We start from the raw sequence: 19,934 nt of genomic DNA on the forward strand, positions 1-19,934 counted from the left end.
ATAGCAGCACGAATGACCTCCTCACTACCGTCAAGCAAGTCGCCATTCGCCATTAAGCTGCTTCGTGCCTCTTAATCTCGTCCAGTATTTGGTTGAACCCACTAGCGCCCATGGCGACGGACTCTTCCACACCACTACTCTCGATAAAGTAGTCAACTCTCAAAGAGTTAAACTCTAACTCCACAAGCTTGCCCGCCGCATCAGGCCAATTAACAACGACATTGCCCTGAGCAGACATAAAGATACCCATCTTGGCTGGGAAAAACCGGGTTTTATCGAAGAAAGCAGAAAACGCTGTAACCGAGCTCAGATTCAGGGGCCTGCTCGCCCTCCCATCCCAACCAGCCTGCAGTTGAATGAAATCTCTCAGGCGCATTAGCCCAGCCTCACCTATGACCCTTTTTGCAGCGTCGCTTAAAAGCATCGAGACAGGCCCGGGCTTGACCACTGATGACTGCCAAGTATCAGAGGTAGCATATTCTGTGAATACAGGATTCTGCAGGTCGATATATTGTGGCGCTGCCGAAGCAGACGGAACGGCTAAAAAGCTCGCCATAGCTACTATCGAGCTACCAAGCGTACTGAAAGCGCCTCTATTACTTATAGATAGGTTTGAGTGCATCAACTGCCTCGTCAGTCAGACATTTAAAGAATACAGTCTTATTGGCTAAACGAACTTGGTCTAGGGCGACTGACATCGAGCTAGCAAAGTCGCTAGGGCCCTGCGGCTGAGCTTGGGAAATCGTATCGATGTCTATTAATGCGCCCTGCATAGGGGCTACGCCCTCGGCTTGAGCAGTGACACCGCCACTCATAGTAATAATTGTCAGAAAGCCGTCGACTATTGTCTCTGTGCGCAAAGTTGTGGTGTTTACTTTAAGATCGAGGTCGGCGATTTCAAATTTCCATGCTAGTGCTGAGCGCGGCTCCGGCACTTCATTTTCCTTGAATACATTCGTATATTTGATCGAATATCGCTCGATCATTATGACAAGGTTTGCATCGAGCAAAACAGTGAATACCTCTACTATAAGCGCTCTAAATGCAGCCCAGCCCAAGTAAGGAGCAGGGTTAGCCACAACAAGCGATCGCTCCCCAACCATGACCAAAATGCCTTTAAATCGCAGCTGTACAAGCGGCGCAAAAGCCATCTCTGCTTGGGCCGCTCTCACTTGCTCAGGAATCATCATCGCAGGCAACTGCCGAAGGTCTGTGACGTCCATCGGATGCTTCGCAAGGAGTATGCCCGGGAAGTATGTATTCAGAGCCACATTGCTCAGAACACGAAGTTCACATACCGCCTCGATAAGAGGCTCTTTTTCGAGCCGAACCGGTAAAAGTTTTGACATGTGCTCGCGCGGCGCGCATCCCTTAATTTGCTTTTTCGAAGAGTAACACAAATTTATTCGTGCACTGTTGAGTGCTCAAGGTGAGCCTGCATAGCGTCTTTAAAAAGTAAGGTAAACGTATTGCCCCCATCGCAAGCCGGTGTGCCACCCTCCCAAGCAAGAATCCAAAGTGGGTCTTTTCAAGCTGGAGATGTGGGGGCTCACCAGCCCATGGAAACAGTGGAAGGCCTGTTCTAGTTCACTGGCGAACTAAAGAAAGCATTGAAGGCATACGACCAATGCAAGCGCTTCGGTATCTGTATTGTGCTCAGCGGGAATACCGCAGTAGCATAATAAAGTACCAGATTATGGATACATCGCTGGATACATTGGCCGTCCACATGCCGCTGGAAGCCGCATAGATACTGGGTTTTGTCGTTGAATGTCGGTTCCCCGCCATCTCCACCAAATGCAAGACCTAAAACCCGCCCAGCGAACGCTCGGCGGGTTTTTTCTTGGCCGCTAGCCCACAAGCGGTTAGTCTCAGTCGGCCACTATAAAAAGAAAAGGCGAGCAGCCATCTAAGCCGCTACGTCTACACACGAGAAAAATCATGAATCACATACGACGCATGTCTCGGGGCTGCTACGCCCTTTTGCTGACCCTCACGCTTACCGCCTGCGACAACGTGCCCCTGGCATCTGATGCCGATGCCCAAGGCCACACGCCAGCGACGGCCGCCACTCGCGAGGCCAACGCCAGTGTGCTCAAGCAACTCGACTTCACCGACCAGCAGGATTTTGCAGATGCTAAACGCGGCCTCATTGCCCGCGATCCGCTGCTGAGGGTGCTGCGCACCACTGAAGAGGGCAGCAGCATCGTGTGGGACATGCCCAGCTATGACTTCATTAAAGGGCCCGCTCCCGACTCAGTGAACCCCAGCCTGTGGCGACAAGCGCAGCTCAATAATATTCATGGCTTGTTCAAGGTCCGCGACGGTGTGTATCAGCTGCGCGGCTATGACATTTCCAACATGACGATTATTGAAGGGCGCACAGGTTGGATCATTGTGGATCCTCTCACGGCCAAAGAAACGGCCGCCCGTGCCATCGCTTTCGCTCGCCAACACTTAGGAACTAAACCGATCGTTGCGGTGATTTTCACCCATAGCCATGTTGATCACTTCGGTGGCGTGCTGGGGATTGTCACTGCAGAGCAAGCCCGTCAGAAGAAATTACGGGTGATCGCGCCAACGGGCTTTATGGAAGAGGCCACCAGCGAAAACGTGCTGGCGGGCGTCACCATGCTGCGCCGCTCCATGTACATGTATGGCAAGAATCTGGCGCATACGCCGCGTGGCCACATCGACACTGGTCTTGGCAAAGGCACGGCCTATGGCACGATTGGTATTTTGGCGCCCACTGAGCTGATTACCCATACGGGGCAAGAGCTGACGATCGATGGCCTGCGCTTTATTTTTCAGAATACGCCGGCATCCGAAGCCCCTGCTGAAATGACCTTTTATTCACCCGACATGAAGGCGTTCTTCGGCGCTGAGCTGGCATCTCACACCCTGCATAACCTCTACACCCTTCGCGGTGCCAAAGTGCGTGACGCCCTTAAGTGGAGTGACTATTTGGAAGAGGCGCTCACACTGTTTAGCGATGCCGAGGTCTATATCGGCGGGCACCAATGGCCGGTGTGGGGAAAAGAGCGGGTACAAGCCTTGCTGGAAACTCAGCGCGACACGTTTAAGTTCATTCACGACCAGACTTTACACCTTGCCCTGCAGGGCTATACCCCGCGTGAGATCGCTGAGGAGGTAAAGCTACCCGCCAGCCTCAATAGCGTGTTCTCCAGCCGAGGTTATTACGGCACCGTGGCGCACAACACCAAGGCCGTCTATCAATTCTATTTCGGTTGGTACGACGCCAATCCTGCCAACCTCAACCCCCTGCCGCCCGAAAGTGCCGCCAAAAAATACGTGGAATTCATGGGGGGCGCCGATGAGGTGCTGAAGAAAGCGCAGCAGAGTGTGGATGCCGGCGAGTACCGCTGGGCCGCTGAAGTGCTGAATCACTTAGTGTTTGCCGAGCCCGGTCACGCCAAAGCCAAGGCTCTGCTCGCGCATACCTACGACCAACTGGGCTATCAATCGGAGTCGGCACCTTGGCGCGATGCCTATTTGACGGGGGCGTATGAGCTGCGCCACGGCAAACCGGAAAAGGTTCTGGATATGAGCAGCACGCAAGAGCTGCTGCGCAATACGCCAATCCCGCGTTTTCTCGAGGCCATGGCAGCCCGTTTGAAAGCGGACAAAGCCGAGGGCAAGGCGCTGAAGGTGAACTTTGTCTTTACCGACAGTGGCGAGAGCTATGCGCTGCAGGTCAAAAATGCGGTGCTGCATCACCGATCGGGCACTGATGCCAATGCCACGGCTACGCTGAAGCTGACGCGCGACATTTACTTAAAAATGATCATGGGCAAAGCCGGCCTCAACGACACCTTGCTCTCCGACGACCTTCAAGTTGAAGGCAGCCGAGTGGATCTGGTGCGCTTTTTCGCACTGTTTCATCAGCCCAATGGCAGCTTCAATATCGTCACGCCCTAAGTGGAGCACCAAGCTGTACAGACCTACATCATCTCGACAGATTGGTGCAATAACTGGCATGCTAAATTTGCCCTACTAAATCACTTGGACCAGCAACATGGCCTCGACCAGACCCACGCATTACCCTTCATTGATCATTGGCTTTCATTGGTTAGTGGCCGCCCTTGTTTTAGCCGCGTTTGCGCTGGTGTTTGTTGCAGAGGAGTTAGGCGATAAGTCACTGAAAGGCACACTCATCACCCTGCATAAAAGCATTGGCATCAGTGTGCTTTTTATCATGGTGCTGCGCATCATGATGACGCTTACTATCGTGCGCCCCGCCGCTGCGCCAGGCCCTCGCGCTCTTCGCATCGTCGCGCAATCTGTGCACTGGGCGTTTTACGGACTACTCATCGCCATTCCATTCCTAGGTTGGTGGATGAGCAGTGCGGCAGGCAAACCTATTAATTGGTTTTTCTTGTTTGAAGTGCCTTCCGTCGCCGCCCTGGACATGCCATTCGCAAAGGAGCTGAAGGAATGGCATGAGGAGCTCGGCGAGATTCTGCTGGTCTTGGTTGGCCTTCATGCAGGTGCAGCGCTTTGGCACCATTACGTTAAAAAGGACAACACGCTGCAACGCATGCTGCCCAAGAAAAAAAGCCCATAAGTTAATTTTCTGGGGAGTTGAGCAGCCCCCTTATTTTGGCAAGACATCTACTTGCGTCAGCACGGCATCGCTGTGGTGCAGCTCAATCTCGAAGCGGCCGCTGTGCTTGGGCGTCCACTCTAAGCGCATGTTTTTGCCCGCCAGCAGCGGCAGTGTGAGGTCATCACCATGAATATGCAGTGTGTCATTACGGTCTGAGCCGACTTCCAGCGTGATGGTTTCCCCTACGCGCACCGCAAATTTTGCCGGGCCGGTGACGCGCTGGCCTTGAGCCACCTGCCATTGAATCACCAGACCCGGAGCCGCCATGGGCGTATCGGCAGCGGCAACCGCTTGTTCCGGCTTTGGCCAAAACCACCATAAGCCAGACAACATGAGCACGGCGACCATAAGGAAAACAGCTAAGCGAATGAGCATGGGATTTTTTCTTCTATTGACGATGCGGCGACTCTAGCAAAACAAACGCCGCAAGCAAGCCACCCGCTTTACGCTATTCGTGTAGTTGTTTTTGTGGAGGCTTAGTCCTAAGTTGCCAGCACTACTTTATGACTCTTAATGGACGCTCTCATGAAGCTCAATCACTACGGTTTAAAGCCCTTAGACTTTCAAGCAACGAATGCCCAACAAGCCACCAACACGGTCGTTTCTGAGCCCAATCAACTCAGTCGTCGCGGCTTTTTAGTGACCTCGCTGGCGACCGGCTTTGCCCTGGCCTCCACGCCCCTCATGGCACAGGCCATCACCACCAGCACGCGCGGCTTAGTCGCGGGCGAGGTCAGTGTTCCGGCCGCTGGGGGTCATATTCCAGCCTACCGTGCCATGCCAGCCAAACCGGGAAAGCATCCGACCATCGTGGTGATTCAGGAAATTTTTGGCGTACATGAGCACATTAAAGATATTTGCCGACGCTTGGCGAAAATGGGCTATTACGCCATCGCACCCGAATTGTTTGCCCGGCAAGGTGATGTTTCAAAAATGACCGACATTGGCGAGATTTTGTCGCAGGTCGTCGCCAAAGTGCCCGACGCACAAGTCTTTGCAGACATCGATGCCAGCATTGCTTTTGCTAAAGCTTCGGGCCACGCCGACACCAAAAAACTGGGCACAATGGGCTTTTGCTATGGCGGCCGCATGGTCTGGTTATACAACCAACACAACCCTCGCGTGAAAGCGGGTATTGCCTATTACGGCCTGCTCAGCGGCTTGAAGTCTGACATCAAAGCCAATGACCCTATTGATATTGCTGCCACCCTGAACGTGCCCACTCTGGGGCTTTATGCCGGCAGCGACAGCTTCATTCCCGATGCCATGGTGGACCAAATGCGGGCCCAGCTTCAGAAGTCCAGTTCCGGCTCAGAAATTGTGGTGTTCCCTGGCCTGAACCACGGTTTTAATGCGGACTATCGCCCCACCTACGATAAGGCAGCGGCCGACTACGCTTGGAAGCTCGCCGGTGACTGGCTAAAGGCGCGGGGCGTATAAGTTTTGTCAAACTAAAACCGGGCAATACAGCCCGGTTTCTGACAAAAAGATAGCTGTCCTACTACAACTCAAAAACACAAACCGTGGCCAAGTGCTGTATTACTAGGGTCATGAACAACTTGCTCTCGTCTCAATGTCCATTTCCGCATCCGGCGCCCGTGCAGTCCGCTGCGTCGGCGCTCACGACCACAGATATTGATCACTACTTAGACACCATTCTATCCACCATCGCCGATGGCATTATCAGCATAAATAGTGTGGGTATTATTCAACGCGCGAATTCGGCCGCCCTCACCATGTTTGGCTATGAGAGTCAGGAGGTTATTGGCCAAAATGTCTCTATGTTGATGCCGGAGCCTTATCGCTCTCGTCATGACAGCATTCTGGCGCGGAAGTCGGGTCAAACCCGACCCGACCTGTTCGGGCCTGTACTAGAGCTTCAAGGTGAGCGTAAGGACGGCAGCTGCTTCGACATCGGCATGGCTATTTCGATTTTGCCACCAGGCTCCACAAGCCAATATGTCGGTGTGATTCGCGATATTACACAGCAAAAGAAGCTAGACCATTTACGCCAATCTCTGGTTTCGGTGATGAGTCACGAACTCCGCACGCCGCTAACCGCCATCATTGGCGCGTTATCTATGTTGAAAACACCAGAGCTGGTGAGACTGTCCGATCAAGCGCTGGAGTTTGTGAATATGGCGCTTCGCCACAGCATTCGCCTTCAAAAGCTCACGCAACAGCTGCTCGATGCCGAACACTTGACCAACAGAGCTATTGATATCCCTCTGGCCAGTCATGAACTGGGGCCGATTATTCAACAAGCCCTTGAGGAGCTACACCAGCAGGCGACTTTGTCTGCTGTGCAGCTACCTTCAGCTCAAGGGGGCTACGGACACTGGGTCTGGGCAGACAACTTCCGCCTGAAGCGGGTAATCACCTCGGTTTTAGATAACGCAATTCGTTATTCGCCTCGTGGCAGCCGAATTGACCTGACAGTATCGCTACTCGACTCAACCAAATTACGGCTATTAATTCGCGATTATGGCTCCGGCATTTCTAACGATTTACAGGCGACTATTTTTAAACAATTTGCCAGTTCCTATGAGGACTCATCCGCACTTAGAGGGGGCATGGGGCTTAGTTTGCCCATCTCCCACGGCTTCATGCAGCAAATGCAAGGCTGCATCGGCATTTTGAGCTCCTCACCCAAAGGCAGCACGTTTTATATCGACCTCTTGCTGGCTGCGGCTGAGCAACGCTAAAGCCATGCGATTTCGAGTACCATAGCGTCCTTCCTTGCTCCCCCCGGATATTCCATGTCTTTTGCTGATCTCGGTCTCATGCCCGAGTTGCTGAGCGCGCTTAACGCCGTCGGCTACACCACACCCACTCCCATTCAGCAGCAGGCTATCCCTGTCGTGCTGTCCGGCCGTGACTTACTCGCTGCGGCTCAGACCGGTACCGGCAAAACCGCCGGCTTCACGCTGCCACTACTCCAGCGCCTCAGCTCGACGCCGGTGCTGCACCCATCACCCAAGCATCGCATCCGTGCTTTGGTGCTCACGCCCACGCGTGAGCTGGCCTCACAGGTGGAAGAAAGTGTTCGCCAGTATGGCCAAGACCTGAACTTAAGCTCGATGGTGATGTTCGGTGGCGTCAATGCCAATCCGCAACGCGATCGCCTACGCAAGCGTCTGGACATTCTGGTAGCCACACCGGGTCGTCTGCTCGATCACGTAGGTCAGGGTTCGCTGGATCTTGGCGGCGTCGAGATTCTGGTGCTTGATGAAGCCGACCGCATGCTCGACATGGGCTTCATTCGCGACATCAAGCGCATTCTGGCGCTGCTGCCGAAACAGCGCCAGAACCTGTTGTTCTCGGCCACTTTCGCGCCGGAAATTCGTAGCTTTGCGAGTTCGCTGCTGAATAATCCAGAGCGCATTGAAGTCGCGCCGCAGACCACAACGGCTGAGCGCGTCACGCAGAAAATCTATCCCGTCGATCGGGACTCGAAAAAAGCCTTGCTGGAAAAACTCATTCTGGATGGTCAGTGGTCGCAGGTGCTGGTCTTTACCCGCACCAAGCACGGCGCTAATCGTCTCGCTGAAGGCTTGGCCAAAGACGGCATTCCAGCGATGGCGATTCATGGCAACAAGAGCCAAGGCGCTCGTGAAAAAGCACTCGGCGAGTTCAAGGCCAATCGCCTGCGCGTATTGGTCGCCACCGACATTGCCGCGCGCGGCATCGATATTGATGCCCTGCCGCATGTGGTGAATTACGAGCTGCCGAATGTACCCGAAGACTATGTACATCGTATTGGCCGTACCGGTCGCGCCGGAGCCGGCGGTGAAGCAGTGTCGTTAGTGTGCGTGGATGAGCACAAGCTGCTGGCCGATATTGAACGCACTATCCGCCAGAAAATTGAACGTGTGATTGTGCCCGGCTTTGAACCCGATCCAAACGCCAAGCCAGAGCCGCTGCGCAAACCGCAGCAGGCTCGTCCGCCGCGCCGCGACTCAGCGCCCCGTGGCGGCGCCGGTGGCAAGCCAGCAGGCAACAAACCGGCGGGTGCTGGTAAGCCCGCCGGATCCGGCCGCCCTGCAGGTCAGCGCCCGAGTGGGCCGCGTCCAGCGGGTGGCAACACCAGCAATGGCGGTGGTGGCAACACGGGCGGGGGCAATCGCCGACCGCCGCGTGCAGGACTCTAAATCAGGCCTGTTTCCACCACGGATAAAACGCTGGCATGGCACTGGCCTTGCTGGCGTATGCCGGGTCGCGTTTCTCTAGGAATGAGCTCACGCCTTCTTTGCCATCTTCCAGACTGGTGTAGAACATGGCCAGCGTATCAATACGATGCGCTTCAATGGGGTGCGGCTGAGCGGCGTTGCGATACAGCATCTGACGCGCAAAGGCGACCGCCACGGGCGACTTGTTCTGGCTGAACTTTCTCGCCAACTCATAGGCCGCTGGCAGCAACTCTTCTGGCGCATGAACTGAGCGCACCAACTTGCCGGTGAGTGCCTGTTCAGCCGTCAAGATGTCACCCGTATAGACCCACTCCAAGGCCTGCTGAATGCCAACGATGCGCGGCAGAAACCAGCTCGAACAGGCTTCGGGAACTACGCCAATTTTGCCGAAAACAAAGCCGATACGTGCCTTCTCTGAAGCCAGGCGAATATCCATCGCCAGCGTCATGGTGGCACCGATGCCAACAGCCGCGCCATTGATGGCGCCAATCACCGGCTTCTTGCATTCGTAGATGGCCAGCGTGACACGACCACCGGTGTCGCGCACACCACGATGAATGGCCTCGTCATGCAGACGTTCGTGCATGTCCGCCAGCGTGGGTTGCTGCGTCTCATCCAAGCCGAAGACATTGCCCGGTACCGACAGATCCATACCGGCACAGAAGGCACGACCACTTCCCGTTACGACGATCACAGCAACGTCATCATCCTCACTGGCTCGCTCAAATGCCGCGACCAGTTCATCGGCCATTTCGACCGTAAAGGCATTGAGTTGCTCGGGGCGGTTCAGTGTTAGCGTAAGAATGCGGTCTTCAACACGATAGTCGAGGGTGTTATACATCGTTGACTCCTAAGCTAAGCCATTGCAGTTTGCGCTTGTTTGTACGCGAGGATGCTTAGCGACACAACCACTCAGCGGATGAGATACGCCATGTCTGAAGCAAAAATAATTTCTGCCACTAGCGGCAACACACCTTACCAAGTCTTGCTCAACGATGGCCTACACCAATGGCTAGCCGACGAACCTGCGTCACTGGGCGGTGGTGACAACGGGCCTAATCCCATCGCTTTGGTGCTATCAGGCCTGGGCGCGTGCACGGCCATTACCTTGTGCATGTACGCCAAGCGCAAAGTGTGGCCGCTGGAGGGCGTATACGTTGAACTGTCCTTGGGCTCGCCAGGCACTGGCGAAACGGGCAACCTGATCACCCGCCAAATTACCCTGAAAGGCCCACTGGACGACGATATGCGCAGCCGCCTTTTGCAAATCGCCAATGCCTGCCCGGTGCACAAACTCCTGACACAACCCATTCAAGTTCATACCAACGCAATTCAATAAACGCACTCGCGCTCGCTCTGTCATAATTCCCACACAAATCTGTAACGGAATTGAAAGATGGAAATTGAACATGTGCAAAAACTGGAGCGCGCAATGAGAAAAGGTCGTTTAGAACAAGTGCGCTTTGGATTGGGACTGCTCTTTGTGTTGAGCGTTATGCTCTACACCGCCAGCCTCAATGACGGCAATGTCAGCATGACCATGGTCATCGCGGCGATGGTCGGCGCCTATATGGCCATGAACATCGGCGCCAATGATGTTGCTAATAATGTGGGGCCTGCGGTGGGCTCCAAAGCCATGCACCTCGGCACAGCCTTGATGATTGCCGCCATCTTCGAAGCAGCAGGCGCCATCATTGCGGGCGGCGAGGTCGTTGGCACCATTCGTAACGGCATTATTGATCCCGCCATGATTCCCGATACCGATGCCTTTGTTCGCCTCATGTTGGCAGCACTCATGGCTGGCGCACTCTGGCTCAATATTGCAACCGCCACCGGCGCTCCCGTGTCTACCACGCACTCGATCGTCGGTGCCGTTCTCGGCGCAGGCATTGCCGCCGCAGGGATGGACATCGTTAATTGGGGGAAAATGGGCAGCATTGCCATGAGCTGGATTGTGTCCCCGCTCATGGGCGCTTTAGTAGCTGCATTATTTCTCTACATCATTAAACGCAGCATTACCTACCAAAGCGACATGATGACCGCCGCACGGCGCGTGGTGCCTTGGCTGGTTGCCGCCATGGCTTGGACCTTCACCACCTATCTGCTGCTAAAAGGCGCGAGCAAGCTCATCACCATCTCTCTAAGTGAAGCTGCCTCGATTGGCTTCGCTGTGGCAGTCGTGACGTTACTGATTTTGAAATGGCGTTTGCGCAATGAGCAGCAAGATGATCGCCAAGGCAAGTCGGGCGTGAATAGCCTATTCAATGTGCCGTTGATTTTTGCAGCCGCCTTGCTCAGCTTTGCACATGGCTCTAACGATGTGGCTAATGCCATTGGGCCGTTGGCGGCCATTGTTGATGTGTATAGCTCCAGCGCCCGTGAAATTCATAGCGATGCGCCAATTCCATTGTGGGTCATGCTCATCGGAGCCATCGGTATCGCCGTGGGTTTGGCGCTATACGGCCCGAAGGTGATTCGCACCATTGGCTCCGAAATCACCGAGCTAGACCAAATGCGGGCATTTTGTATTGCCATGGCTGCGACGCTAACCGTCATCATCGCTAGCCAACTCGGCATGCCGGTCAGCTCCACGCATATCGCGGTTGGCGGTGTTTTTGGTGTGGGCTTTCTGCGTGAATACCTAAAGCATAATTTCGATCGCATGGTGAGTGACATTAAAGCGCACCACCCCGAAGGTGATCAGGTCGCCATTGATCTGTTCATTGCCGAGTTCACTGCAGCGGATATTCATCAGAAAGGCTCCATGATCCGTGATCTGAAAGCACGCGCGAAAGTCGATCAAGATCCGGCACATTTCTCCAAGTTAGAGCGCAAAGGTCTGCGCAAGGTCTATCGCAAAGAGTTAGTTAAGCGCTCGCAGCTATTCCGAATTGCAGCCGCGTGGGTCATTACCGTTCCAGCAACGGCACTCATGGCCGCAGTCATTTACTTTCTGATTACCGGGATCATGACCTAAGCACGTCACTTCGCTGCCAGTCTGCACGTGGATGCAGACTGGCACGACCTTTGCTCTAGCTTTGCTAACCTCAACTGCTTAGGTCGTGCTTCGTGCCCATCCAGATCGCGCTAAACCACGTCACTGATTACCGCTATGACCGTGCCATTACCCTCGGCCCACAAGTCATTCGCTTGCGCCCAGCCCCGCATTGCCGCACTCGCATCCTCAGTTACAGCCTGAACGTCACGCCCGGCGAGCACTTTATTAACTGGCAGCAAGACCCACAGGCTAACTATTTAGCTCGCGTGGTCTTTCCTGAGAAAACTCAACATTTTCGGGTTGAAGTCGATCTTGTTGCGGAAATGACCGTCATTAACCCGTTCGATTTTTTTCTTGAGCCAGAGGCAGAGCAGTGGCCATTCAGTTATGAGGACCCCAGTCTGGTGCGAGAGCTTGCACCTTATCGGGTCACACTGCCGATGGGCGAGCGACTCAAAGCCTTTGTGGACCAAGTCCCTCGGCAGCAGCGTAAGACCATCGACTTTCTGGTTGAGCTAAACCAGCGCATCTACACCGATATCAGTTACCTGATCCGCTTGGAGCCAGGTGTGCAGAGCCCCGAGGAAACGCTGACCAAGGGCTCCGGCTCCTGCCGCGATTCGGCCTGGCTGATGGTTCAGGCGCTACGGCATCTCGGCCTCGCCGCGCGCTTTGCCTCCGGCTATCTGATTCAGCTCACTGCCGATGTGAAATCGTTGGACGGCCCATCCGGCCCGGAAAAAGACTTTACCGATCTGCATGCGTGGTGCGAGGTGTATTTACCGGGAGCGGGCTGGATCGGCCTCGATCCCACCTCCGGGCTTTTTGCCGGCGAGGGCCATATTCCGCTGGCGTGCAGCCCTGAGCCATCATCGGCCGCGCCGATATCGGGTCTGCTGGAAGAAGCCGAGTGCGTGTTCGAGCACCACATGCAGGTCACCCGCAGCCATGAAACGGCGCGCGTCACCAAGCCCTACAGTGAGGAGCAGTGGGCCGATATTGACGCGCTCGGCCATGTTATTGACTCGGATTTACAGCGTTTAGATGTTCGCCTGACGCTGGGCGGTGAACCGACTTTCGTCTCAGTCGATGATCCCGATGGCGAGGAATGGAATACCGCCGCATTGGGCCCGACCAAGCGCATTCGAGCCGCCGAGCTATTTCATCGCCTGCGTCTGGAGCATGCGCCGAACAGTCTCGTGCATTTCGGCCAGGGCAAGTGGTACCCCGGCGAGCAGCTTCCGCGCTGGTCACTGAATTGCTTTTGGCGCAGAGACGGTCAGCCGATTTGGCGCGATGCGGCACTCATTGCTGATGAGTCCAAGCCCGGCAAGGCCACGGAAAAAACGGCTGCTGAATTTCTCGACAAACTCACCACCGCGCTCGGCCTCACCAACAAAACCGTATTTCCGGCCTACGAGGACGCGCTCTATTATCTCTGGCGCGAGCGCCAGCTACCGAGCAATGTCACGCCCGAGGATTCTCGCCTGAAAGATCCGCTGGAGCGGGCTCGCCTTGCCAAGGTCTTTGGGCAAGGCTTGGATGCTGTGATTGGGCATGTACTGCCATTAAGCCGTACTGCCGATGGCGAACATTGGCAGACAGGGCCATGGTTCCTGCGTGACGAGACTTGCTATCTGGTGCCCGGCGATTCGCCGATCGGCTATCGCCTGCCGCTGGACTCGCAGCCCTGGGTTCGCGACAGCGAATTCCCGTATGTGCATCCGCAAGACGCCAGTGTGGCGCTGCCACCGCTGCCGGCTTACACCCAGCTTTTGCGCCAGCCGCCCGACATCGTAACGCGCCTGATTGAGCAGCTGCCGTTCACCAACGCCAGCCAGAAAAAGGCGCAGTTTCACGAGGCGCAGACGCTGACCGCACAGCCGCCGGCGCTGCATAAGTCCGCCAAGCATCTGACCCGGACCAGCCTCAGCGCTCAGGCCCGCGACGGGCATCTTTACCTGTTCATGCCGCCGCTAACCCAGCTCGACGACTATCTGGCGCTGGTCTGCGCCATTGAAGCGACCGCCAGAGTCATGCAGCAGCCGGTGCTTATAGAAGGCTACGAGCCGCCGCAGGACCCGCGCCTGGCCAACTTCCGGGTCACGCCAGATCCGGGCGTGATCGAGGTCAATATTCATCCGTCGGCGACCTGGGGCGAGCTGGTCAGTCGCACCAAGCATCTCTATGAAGCTGCTCATGCCACGCGCCTGACCAGTGAAAAGTTCATGGTCGATGGCCGTCACACCGGCACTGGCGGCGGCAACCATTTCGTCATGGGTGGCGCCACGCCAGCCGACTCGCCGTTCCTGCGCCGACCGGACCTGCTGCGCAGCCTCATCAGCTACTGGCATAACCACCCGTCGCTGTCCTACCTGTTCTCCGGCCTGTTCATCGGCCCGACCTCGCAGGCACCACGCATTGACGAGGCCCGCAACGACTCGCTCTACGAACTGGAGACGGCCTTTCGGCAGTTCCCGCCCGTGGGCGAAACCACCGCCCCGTGGCTGATCGACCGCCTGCTGCGCAATCTGCTCACCGATGTCACCGGTAACACGCATCGCGCCGAGTTCTGCATCGACAAACTGTACTCGCCAGACAGCAGCAGTGGCCGCCTTGGTCTACTCGAACTGCGCGCTTTCGAGATGCCGCCTCATGCCGAGATGTCGCTAGCACAACAGTTATTGCTGCGTGGTCTGGTCGCGCGATTCTGGCAGACGCCCTATGCCCCTGAGCGCCTGACGCGCTGGGGCACGGAGCTGCACGATCGCTTCATGCTGCCGCATTTCGTGGAGCAGGACTTTGCCGATGTCATGACCGATATGCGGCGTGCGGGCTATGGCTTTGATCTGGAATGGTTCCGACCCCATTTGGAGTTTCGCTTCCCGAAACTGGGCGACATTGATCTCAAGGGCATGCACGTGGAGCTGCGTCACGCACTCGAACCTTGGCATGTCATGGGCGAAGAAGGCAGCTCAGCGGGCACGGTGCGCTATGTCGATTCGTCGCTGGAACGCGTGCAAGTCAAGGTCACCGGCATGGCCGGCGAACGCTATGCACTGACCTGCAATGGCGTGACCTTGCCCATGCAGCCGACCGGACAGACCGGTGAGTTCATTGGCGGCGTGCGCTTTCGCGCCTGGCAGCCGCCATCCTGCTTACACCCCACGATTGGCGTGCATGCCCCACTGACCTTTGACCTCTACGACACGTGGATGAAACGCTCACTGGGCGGCTTCCAGCACCATGTTATGCACCCCGGCGGCAGTAACAGTGATGACCACCCGATCAATGCCTACGCAGCTGAAGCACGGCGCCAAGCACGCTTTATCCGCATGGGGCACACGCCGGGTTGGATCACGCCCCAAGCACGTGTCAGCAACCTTGAGCATCCCTTCATGTTAGATTTGCGCCGACCATGATGAATCCAAACGCAGCGCTGTAAATCACTCGGGATGCTATGACCAATTTGCTAGGCACGTTGCGCCCCTCGGCCCATCGCTACCATGAGATTTTCGCTAGCGACGGGCAGGTGCATCCGCATTGGGCGCAATTTGCCGAGGCGCTTAATCGCTTAAGCCCCGCACAAATGCAGCAGCGCTATGACTTGGTCAATCGCCAAGTGCAGGAAAACGGTGTCACCTATAATTTATACGGTGATAGCCAAGGGCAGGACCGCAGCTGGCGTGTGGGGCCGATTCCACAATTGATTACGCAGGATCAGTGGCAAGGCATTGCCAGTGGTGTGGCGCAGCGCGCGCGCCTGCTCAATGCCCTGCTCGTTGATCTTTACGGCCCGCAAACACTGATTGCTCAGGGCATTTTGCCCAGCGAACTGATTTTTGGTCATCACAATTATCTGTGGCCCTGCCACGGCATGCGACCTGCCAATGACACCTGGCTGCATGTCGTTGGGGTAGATCTTGCTCGTTCTGCCGATGGCCAGTGGTGGGTCATGGCGGATCGTACGCAAGCCCCGTCAGGCGCTGGCTATGCCATGGAAAATCGGCAAGTGGTCGCGCGCGCGTTTCCGGCCCTGTATCGCGAACTCGGCGTTGAGGCACTCACCGGCTATTTTCAAGGTTTGATGCGTACCCTGCGTCAGCAAGCACGCACCGATGGTGAGCCGCCCTTAATCGTTTTGCTCACACCCGGCCGCTACAACGAAACCTACTTTGAACACGTCTACCTCGCCCGCCACCTTGGCATTCCGCTGGTGGAGGGCCACGATCTGAGCGTGCGTCAACCCTATGTCTACCTGAAAACGCTGAGCGGGCTGAAGCGTGTGCATGCCATTTTTCGGCGCCTCGATGATGACTATTGTGATCCGTTAGAGCTACGCGGTGACTCGGCGCTGGGCGTACCCGGCCTGCTCGCGGTTGCACGCGCTGGCCATGTGCTGATCGCCAACGCCCTTGGCAGTGGCGTGCTGGAATCGCAGGGTTTGCTGAGCTTTTTACCCAAGGCCTGCGAGCACCTGCTGGGTGAAAAGCTAGAAATACCCTCTGTGGCGACCTGGTGGTGCGGCGAACCGCCGGTGATGGAAGAAGCACTGGCACGTTTACCTGAACTGGTCATCAAAGGCGCATTCCCCTCGCAGCATTTTGCACCCGTGTTTGGCCGCGACCTCGATGCTCAAGGCCTCGCCGCCTTGCGCAAGCGCATCCGCGAACGCCCCTATGCGTATCTGGCGCAGGAAACCGTGGCGATGGCACAAACACCTGTCTGGCAGGGCGAGGCGAAAGGCTTTGAAAATCACGCCACTGGCATGCGCGTTTATGCCGTCGCTAGCGCTGAGGGTTATGAAGTGATGCCGGGGGCCCTGAGCCGAGTGGCGGGGCGTCGTGACGAAGAAGTGGTATCCATGCAACGCGGCGGCACCAGTAAAGATACCTGGGTCTGCTTCAGTGAGCAGGCTGCGACTGAGTTCCCGCGTTTGCGAACGCTGGGCGTCCGTGACTTGCAGCGACAAGACCCTTACCTGCCCTCGCGACTGGCCGAAAATCTCTTTTGGCTGGGCCGCTACGCAGAACGCACAGACCATCATGCGCGACTGATTCGCTCGGCCCTCAGCCGTTATTTAGAAGCGGACCCCAGACAAGGCCTCGGCCTAATTTTGGCGCTGAACCACGGACAAAAGCTCGGGCTACTCAATGGAGATGACGCGCTGGATGTGCAACTGCTCGCCAGCATCGGCGGTGCGCATCAAAGCCAGTCCGTGGTGTCAACCTTGCGCGCCTTAATCGGCGCAGCGGCCGAGGTTCGCAGCCGACTGTCGCATGAAAACTGGATCGCTATTGTCGAGCTGGAACAGGAAGCTGTGAGTCTGGACCCTACCCAAGAAGCGGGTGCCGCTGTCGGCTTTCTGGATCGTTTGCTGATGAGTTTGTCGGCGCTGGCCGGCTTTGCGCTCGATGACATGACGCAAGATCAGAGCTGGCGCTTTCTCATGCTCGGTCGTCGCATTGAACGCCTGCAAAAGCTCTGTGCTCTACTTTGTAATACCTTGCCGCTACCTCACGGCCACAGCCAGGCCGCGCTCGACTGGCTACTCGATATTGCCGATAGCCGCATCACCTATCGCAGCCGCTACCTGTCCTCAGCACAGCTTATTCCCGTGCTTGATTTGCTCTTGCTCGATCCCGGCAACCCCCACAGCGTCGCCTTCCAGCTGCGGCAAATCGTGCAACTATTAAGTGCTGTTGGCAGCGCTGAACATCGCACCATGAGCCAGCTCGAAACCCAGCTGCTAAGCCTCGACTTGGCGGTGATTGAAAGTGACTTAGCCTCTCCGCAGCGACTGCCACATTCTTTGGCAACGCTGGCGAAACTACTCGCCGCATTGCAGCAAGCCACGTGGGATTTAGCCGACAAAATCAGTCTGCAGTACTTCGCACACATCGAGCGACAGAGCCAATCGATGGTATCGACATGAGCGCCATCAAACGTGCAGAAGCAGGTGTAGCGACGCACTATCGCATTAGTCACCACACGCAATACAACTATCAACTGCCCGTGTCTTTGTCACAGCAGCTTCTGCATTTGCAGCCCCGGACACTGCCCTGGCAACACATTCATTCGGCTCAAATTCACTGCACGCCAGAGCCCCAACAGCGCACGTCCGCCCCCGATGCCTTTGGCAATCCAGCCCTGTGGTTAGACATCCGCCAGCCTCACCAGGAGTTGCTGCTCAGTGCAGAGCTAGACATCTCTGTACTTCCGCGAGCCATGCCGAACTTCTTGCTCAGCCCACCTTGGCAGGATGTGGTGGAACGCTGCCGATTCCGTGGCGTGGCACTTTCGCACCCAGAACAACTGGACGCGCTGGCGTATCGTCAGGAGTCACCGTATGTGCGCATCAAACACGACTTTGCCCGCTTTGCTTTGCCCTGCTTCGGCGCGGATGACACGCTGCTGACCGGCGTTTATGCACTGACGCTGAAGATGTATAACGAGTTTGAGTTCGACAGCGAGGCCACCGATGTCGGCACGCCCTTGCTCACCGTGCTGGAACAGCGGCGTGGCGTTTGCCAAGACTTTGCCCATCTCATGATTGCCTGCTTACGCTCGCTGGGCCTGCCCGCACGCTACGTCAGTGGCTACCTATTAACCGAGCCGCCTGAAGGTCAACCGCGCCTCATTGGGGCCGATGCCTCACATGCTTGGGTATCGGTGTGGTGCCCGCATTTTGGTTGGGTCGATTTCGACCCAACCAACGGTGTGTTGCCCGATCAGCAGCACATCACGCTGGCCTGGGGGCGTGACTTCAGCGATGTGTCTCCTCTGCGCGGGGTCATCATCGGCGGCGGCGAGCACACCTTAGATGTGTCGGTGACGGTGATGCCGGTGTCGCCTAGCAGGCCGGGCCAGAGCCAGAGCCAATAAGCCCCAGCTCGGCCACCAGCATCAGATTAGCCATGATGCCGGCCTTACGTGGGAAAGGATGGTCCAGATTCGGCGTGGTCATGCGCATTTTGCGCGGAAAGGGCGGATAAGCGATATCCCAGTGATGCCCATGCAGGGTCGCCACATGCGTGCTCATGGGCAATGCCAACGTGGCCTGCGCCTGCGTCACCTGCATATCGTTGTCGGGATCAAACTTGCTTAGCTTCTGATAATCCAGCATTTGAAACGTCGGCACTTCAAGCAATTTGGTCGAACCAGTAACGTTAAAAAACGGCACATTGAGTGCATCAATCGCTGCGCCGTGATGCGCGAGGAAGGCCTCGCGCTCGGTCGTGGTTAGGCTGCGTACCGCACCCAGAATGTCGTACTCATCCAAGCGCCGCAACGTTCCCTGGCGTGTCACGCCCGGCATCAGCATGGCAAGAAAGTCATGTAAGCGTTGAGCGGCAGCATCCAGCGGCAGGTCAGCAATCAGTTGGTAAATCGTGTCTGCCGTATGCGATCCGCCAATAGCCCCTGCCCAGGTATAGACCGCCTTGATACGGTCCTTTAGTCCCGGATGCTGAGCTAACAGCGCGAGAATATCTGCACTGCCCTTACTGTAGCCCATCAGCACCACATCACCCGGATCGGGCCCCTTAACGGGCTCACTTGCGCCGCCTTTCAGCGCCTTGAAACCCTCCCCCGCTTCGATGGCCGCCTGCAGGTCGCTGACATTGGCCTCGCAGCTGCGAACGGGATGTGCATCGGCACAAAAGGCACGCAGGCCGAGCTGCTGTTCTAGCGCGTCAAACTCGTGCTCGAACGCATGGACTGGCAGCAGACCATTAATAAAACCCGGACAGAAAATCAGCGTGGCATTGAGTTTTTGCGGCAAGACGACAGGGGGTAAGTTGGGCTGCCAGCTCGCCGGGTCCGCCTTGACTAAGAAGCGTTCAGCCAATACCTGCATGGCCTCACGTTTATCGCCAAGATAACCGCGCACACCCCGCGCCACTTTCACGGCCGCACGATCTTGTGCCGCCAATTGCAGGAATAGGTTCTGCCAGCGCAGGGCCAGCCAAGACTTGATGAGTGGGTCGGTCAGGGCGCGTCGATCGGCCTGCACCGCCTGTCGAATCAACGTAATGACACTGGGGTAATCCTGTCGCGTCAGCGCTACTCGTAAGGCCTCTTGGTAACTGGATGCAACCGATGGCAAGACCGACATGAA

Annotated in this window: 14 protein-coding genes and 2 pseudogenes; 11 read left to right on the forward strand and 5 right to left on the reverse strand. The window is 56.5% G+C overall.

What is annotated here, in order from left to right; genetic code table 11:
- Nucleotides 1-52: 52 nt before the first annotated feature.
- Together A8710_RS00355 and A8710_RS00360 are read right to left on the reverse strand one after the other, a co-directional pair.
- On the reverse strand, nt 53-556 hold the full coding sequence (locus A8710_RS00355) for a hypothetical protein (protein WP_068857468.1): 504 nt from the start codon (nt 554-556) through the stop codon (nt 53-55).
- A gap of 40 nt (nt 557-596) precedes the next feature.
- Nucleotides 597-1,349 (reverse strand): TIGR04255 family protein, encoded by a 753-nt coding sequence (locus A8710_RS00360; RefSeq protein ID WP_068857469.1) that lies wholly within the window; start codon nt 1,347-1,349, stop codon nt 597-599.
- Nucleotides 1,350-1,941: 592 nt separating this feature from the next.
- On the opposite strand from A8710_RS00360, the gene A8710_RS00365 reads away from it, so the two are divergent.
- Both A8710_RS00365 and A8710_RS00370 read left to right on the forward strand, forming a co-directional pair.
- On the forward strand, nt 1,942-3,939 hold the full coding sequence (locus A8710_RS00365; protein WP_082968560.1) for an alkyl/aryl-sulfatase: 1,998 nt from the start codon (nt 1,942-1,944) through the stop codon (nt 3,937-3,939).
- 97 nt (nt 3,940-4,036) lie between these two features.
- Nucleotides 4,037-4,585 (forward strand): cytochrome b, encoded by a 549-nt coding sequence (locus tag A8710_RS00370; RefSeq protein ID WP_068857471.1) that lies wholly within the window; start codon nt 4,037-4,039, stop codon nt 4,583-4,585.
- 30 nt (nt 4,586-4,615) lie between these two features.
- Here the strand turns inward: A8710_RS00370 and A8710_RS00375 are convergent, their stop codons facing one another.
- Nucleotides 4,616-5,002 (reverse strand): hypothetical protein, encoded by a 387-nt coding sequence (locus tag A8710_RS00375; protein ID WP_068857472.1) that lies wholly within the window; start codon nt 5,000-5,002, stop codon nt 4,616-4,618.
- A gap of 150 nt (nt 5,003-5,152) precedes the next feature.
- Here A8710_RS00375 and A8710_RS00380 point away from each other — a divergent pair, with 150 nt between their 5' ends.
- The 3 genes from A8710_RS00380 to A8710_RS00390 all read left to right on the forward strand — a co-directional run bounded on the left by A8710_RS00380 (nt 5,153) and on the right by A8710_RS00390 (nt 8,778).
- Nucleotides 5,153-6,067, forward strand: coding sequence for a dienelactone hydrolase family protein (locus A8710_RS00380; RefSeq protein WP_082968561.1), 915 nt, complete (start codon nt 5,153-5,155; stop codon nt 6,065-6,067).
- A 110-nt stretch (nt 6,068-6,177) separates the two neighbouring features.
- Nucleotides 6,178-7,332, forward strand: a complete 1,155-nt coding sequence (locus tag A8710_RS00385) for a PAS domain-containing sensor histidine kinase (protein WP_082968562.1) — start codon at nt 6,178-6,180, stop codon at nt 7,330-7,332.
- Nucleotides 7,333-7,386: 54 nt separating this feature from the next.
- Nucleotides 7,387-8,778: a DEAD/DEAH box helicase gene (locus A8710_RS00390; RefSeq protein WP_068857474.1), complete on the forward strand. Its 1,392-nt coding sequence runs from the start codon at nt 7,387-7,389 to the stop codon at nt 8,776-8,778.
- A 1-nt stretch (nt 8,779) separates the two neighbouring features.
- Here the strand turns inward: A8710_RS00390 and A8710_RS00395 are convergent, their stop codons facing one another.
- A complete protein-coding gene (locus tag A8710_RS00395) occupies nt 8,780-9,658 on the reverse strand; it encodes a crotonase/enoyl-CoA hydratase family protein (RefSeq protein ID WP_068857475.1) in 879 nt (292 codons plus the stop codon).
- 90 nt (nt 9,659-9,748) lie between these two features.
- On the opposite strand from A8710_RS00395, the gene A8710_RS00400 reads away from it, so the two are divergent.
- The 6 genes and pseudogenes from A8710_RS00400 (at nt 9,749) to A8710_RS00420 (ending at nt 18,700) form a co-directional block, all read left to right on the forward strand.
- Nucleotides 9,749-10,156, forward strand: coding sequence for an OsmC family protein (locus tag A8710_RS00400; protein ID WP_068857476.1), 408 nt, complete (start codon nt 9,749-9,751; stop codon nt 10,154-10,156).
- Nucleotides 10,157-10,249: 93 nt separating this feature from the next.
- On the forward strand, nt 10,250-11,794 hold the full coding sequence (locus A8710_RS00405) for an inorganic phosphate transporter (protein ID WP_198341580.1): 1,545 nt from the start codon (nt 10,250-10,252) through the stop codon (nt 11,792-11,794).
- A 92-nt stretch (nt 11,795-11,886) separates the two neighbouring features.
- Nucleotides 11,887-12,078: pseudogene (locus A8710_RS12545) on the forward strand (transglutaminase N-terminal domain-containing protein); the annotation flags it as partial.
- Nucleotides 12,079-12,312: 234 nt separating this feature from the next.
- Nucleotides 12,313-15,237: pseudogene (locus A8710_RS00410) on the forward strand (transglutaminase family protein); the annotation flags it as partial.
- A gap of 38 nt (nt 15,238-15,275) precedes the next feature.
- On the forward strand, nt 15,276-17,750 hold the full coding sequence (locus A8710_RS00415; RefSeq protein WP_068857479.1) for a circularly permuted type 2 ATP-grasp protein: 2,475 nt from the start codon (nt 15,276-15,278) through the stop codon (nt 17,748-17,750).
- Complete coding sequence (locus A8710_RS00420) at nt 17,747-18,700, forward strand: transglutaminase family protein (protein WP_068857480.1); 954 nt, start codon at nt 17,747-17,749, stop codon at nt 18,698-18,700. The genes A8710_RS00415 and A8710_RS00420 overlap by 4 nt, the downstream gene beginning before the upstream one ends.
- Here the strand turns inward: A8710_RS00420 and A8710_RS00425 are convergent.
- Nucleotides 18,669-19,931: a hypothetical protein gene (locus tag A8710_RS00425; protein WP_068857481.1), complete on the reverse strand. Its 1,263-nt coding sequence runs from the start codon at nt 19,929-19,931 to the stop codon at nt 18,669-18,671. The two genes, A8710_RS00420 and A8710_RS00425, sit on opposite strands and share 32 nt — an antisense overlap.
- Between the last annotated feature and the right edge of the window lie 3 nt (nt 19,932-19,934).

This window comes from Perlucidibaca aquatica, from assembly GCF_001676655.1.
GTDB classification, from domain to species: Bacteria; Pseudomonadota; Gammaproteobacteria; order Pseudomonadales; family Moraxellaceae; genus Perlucidibaca; species Perlucidibaca aquatica.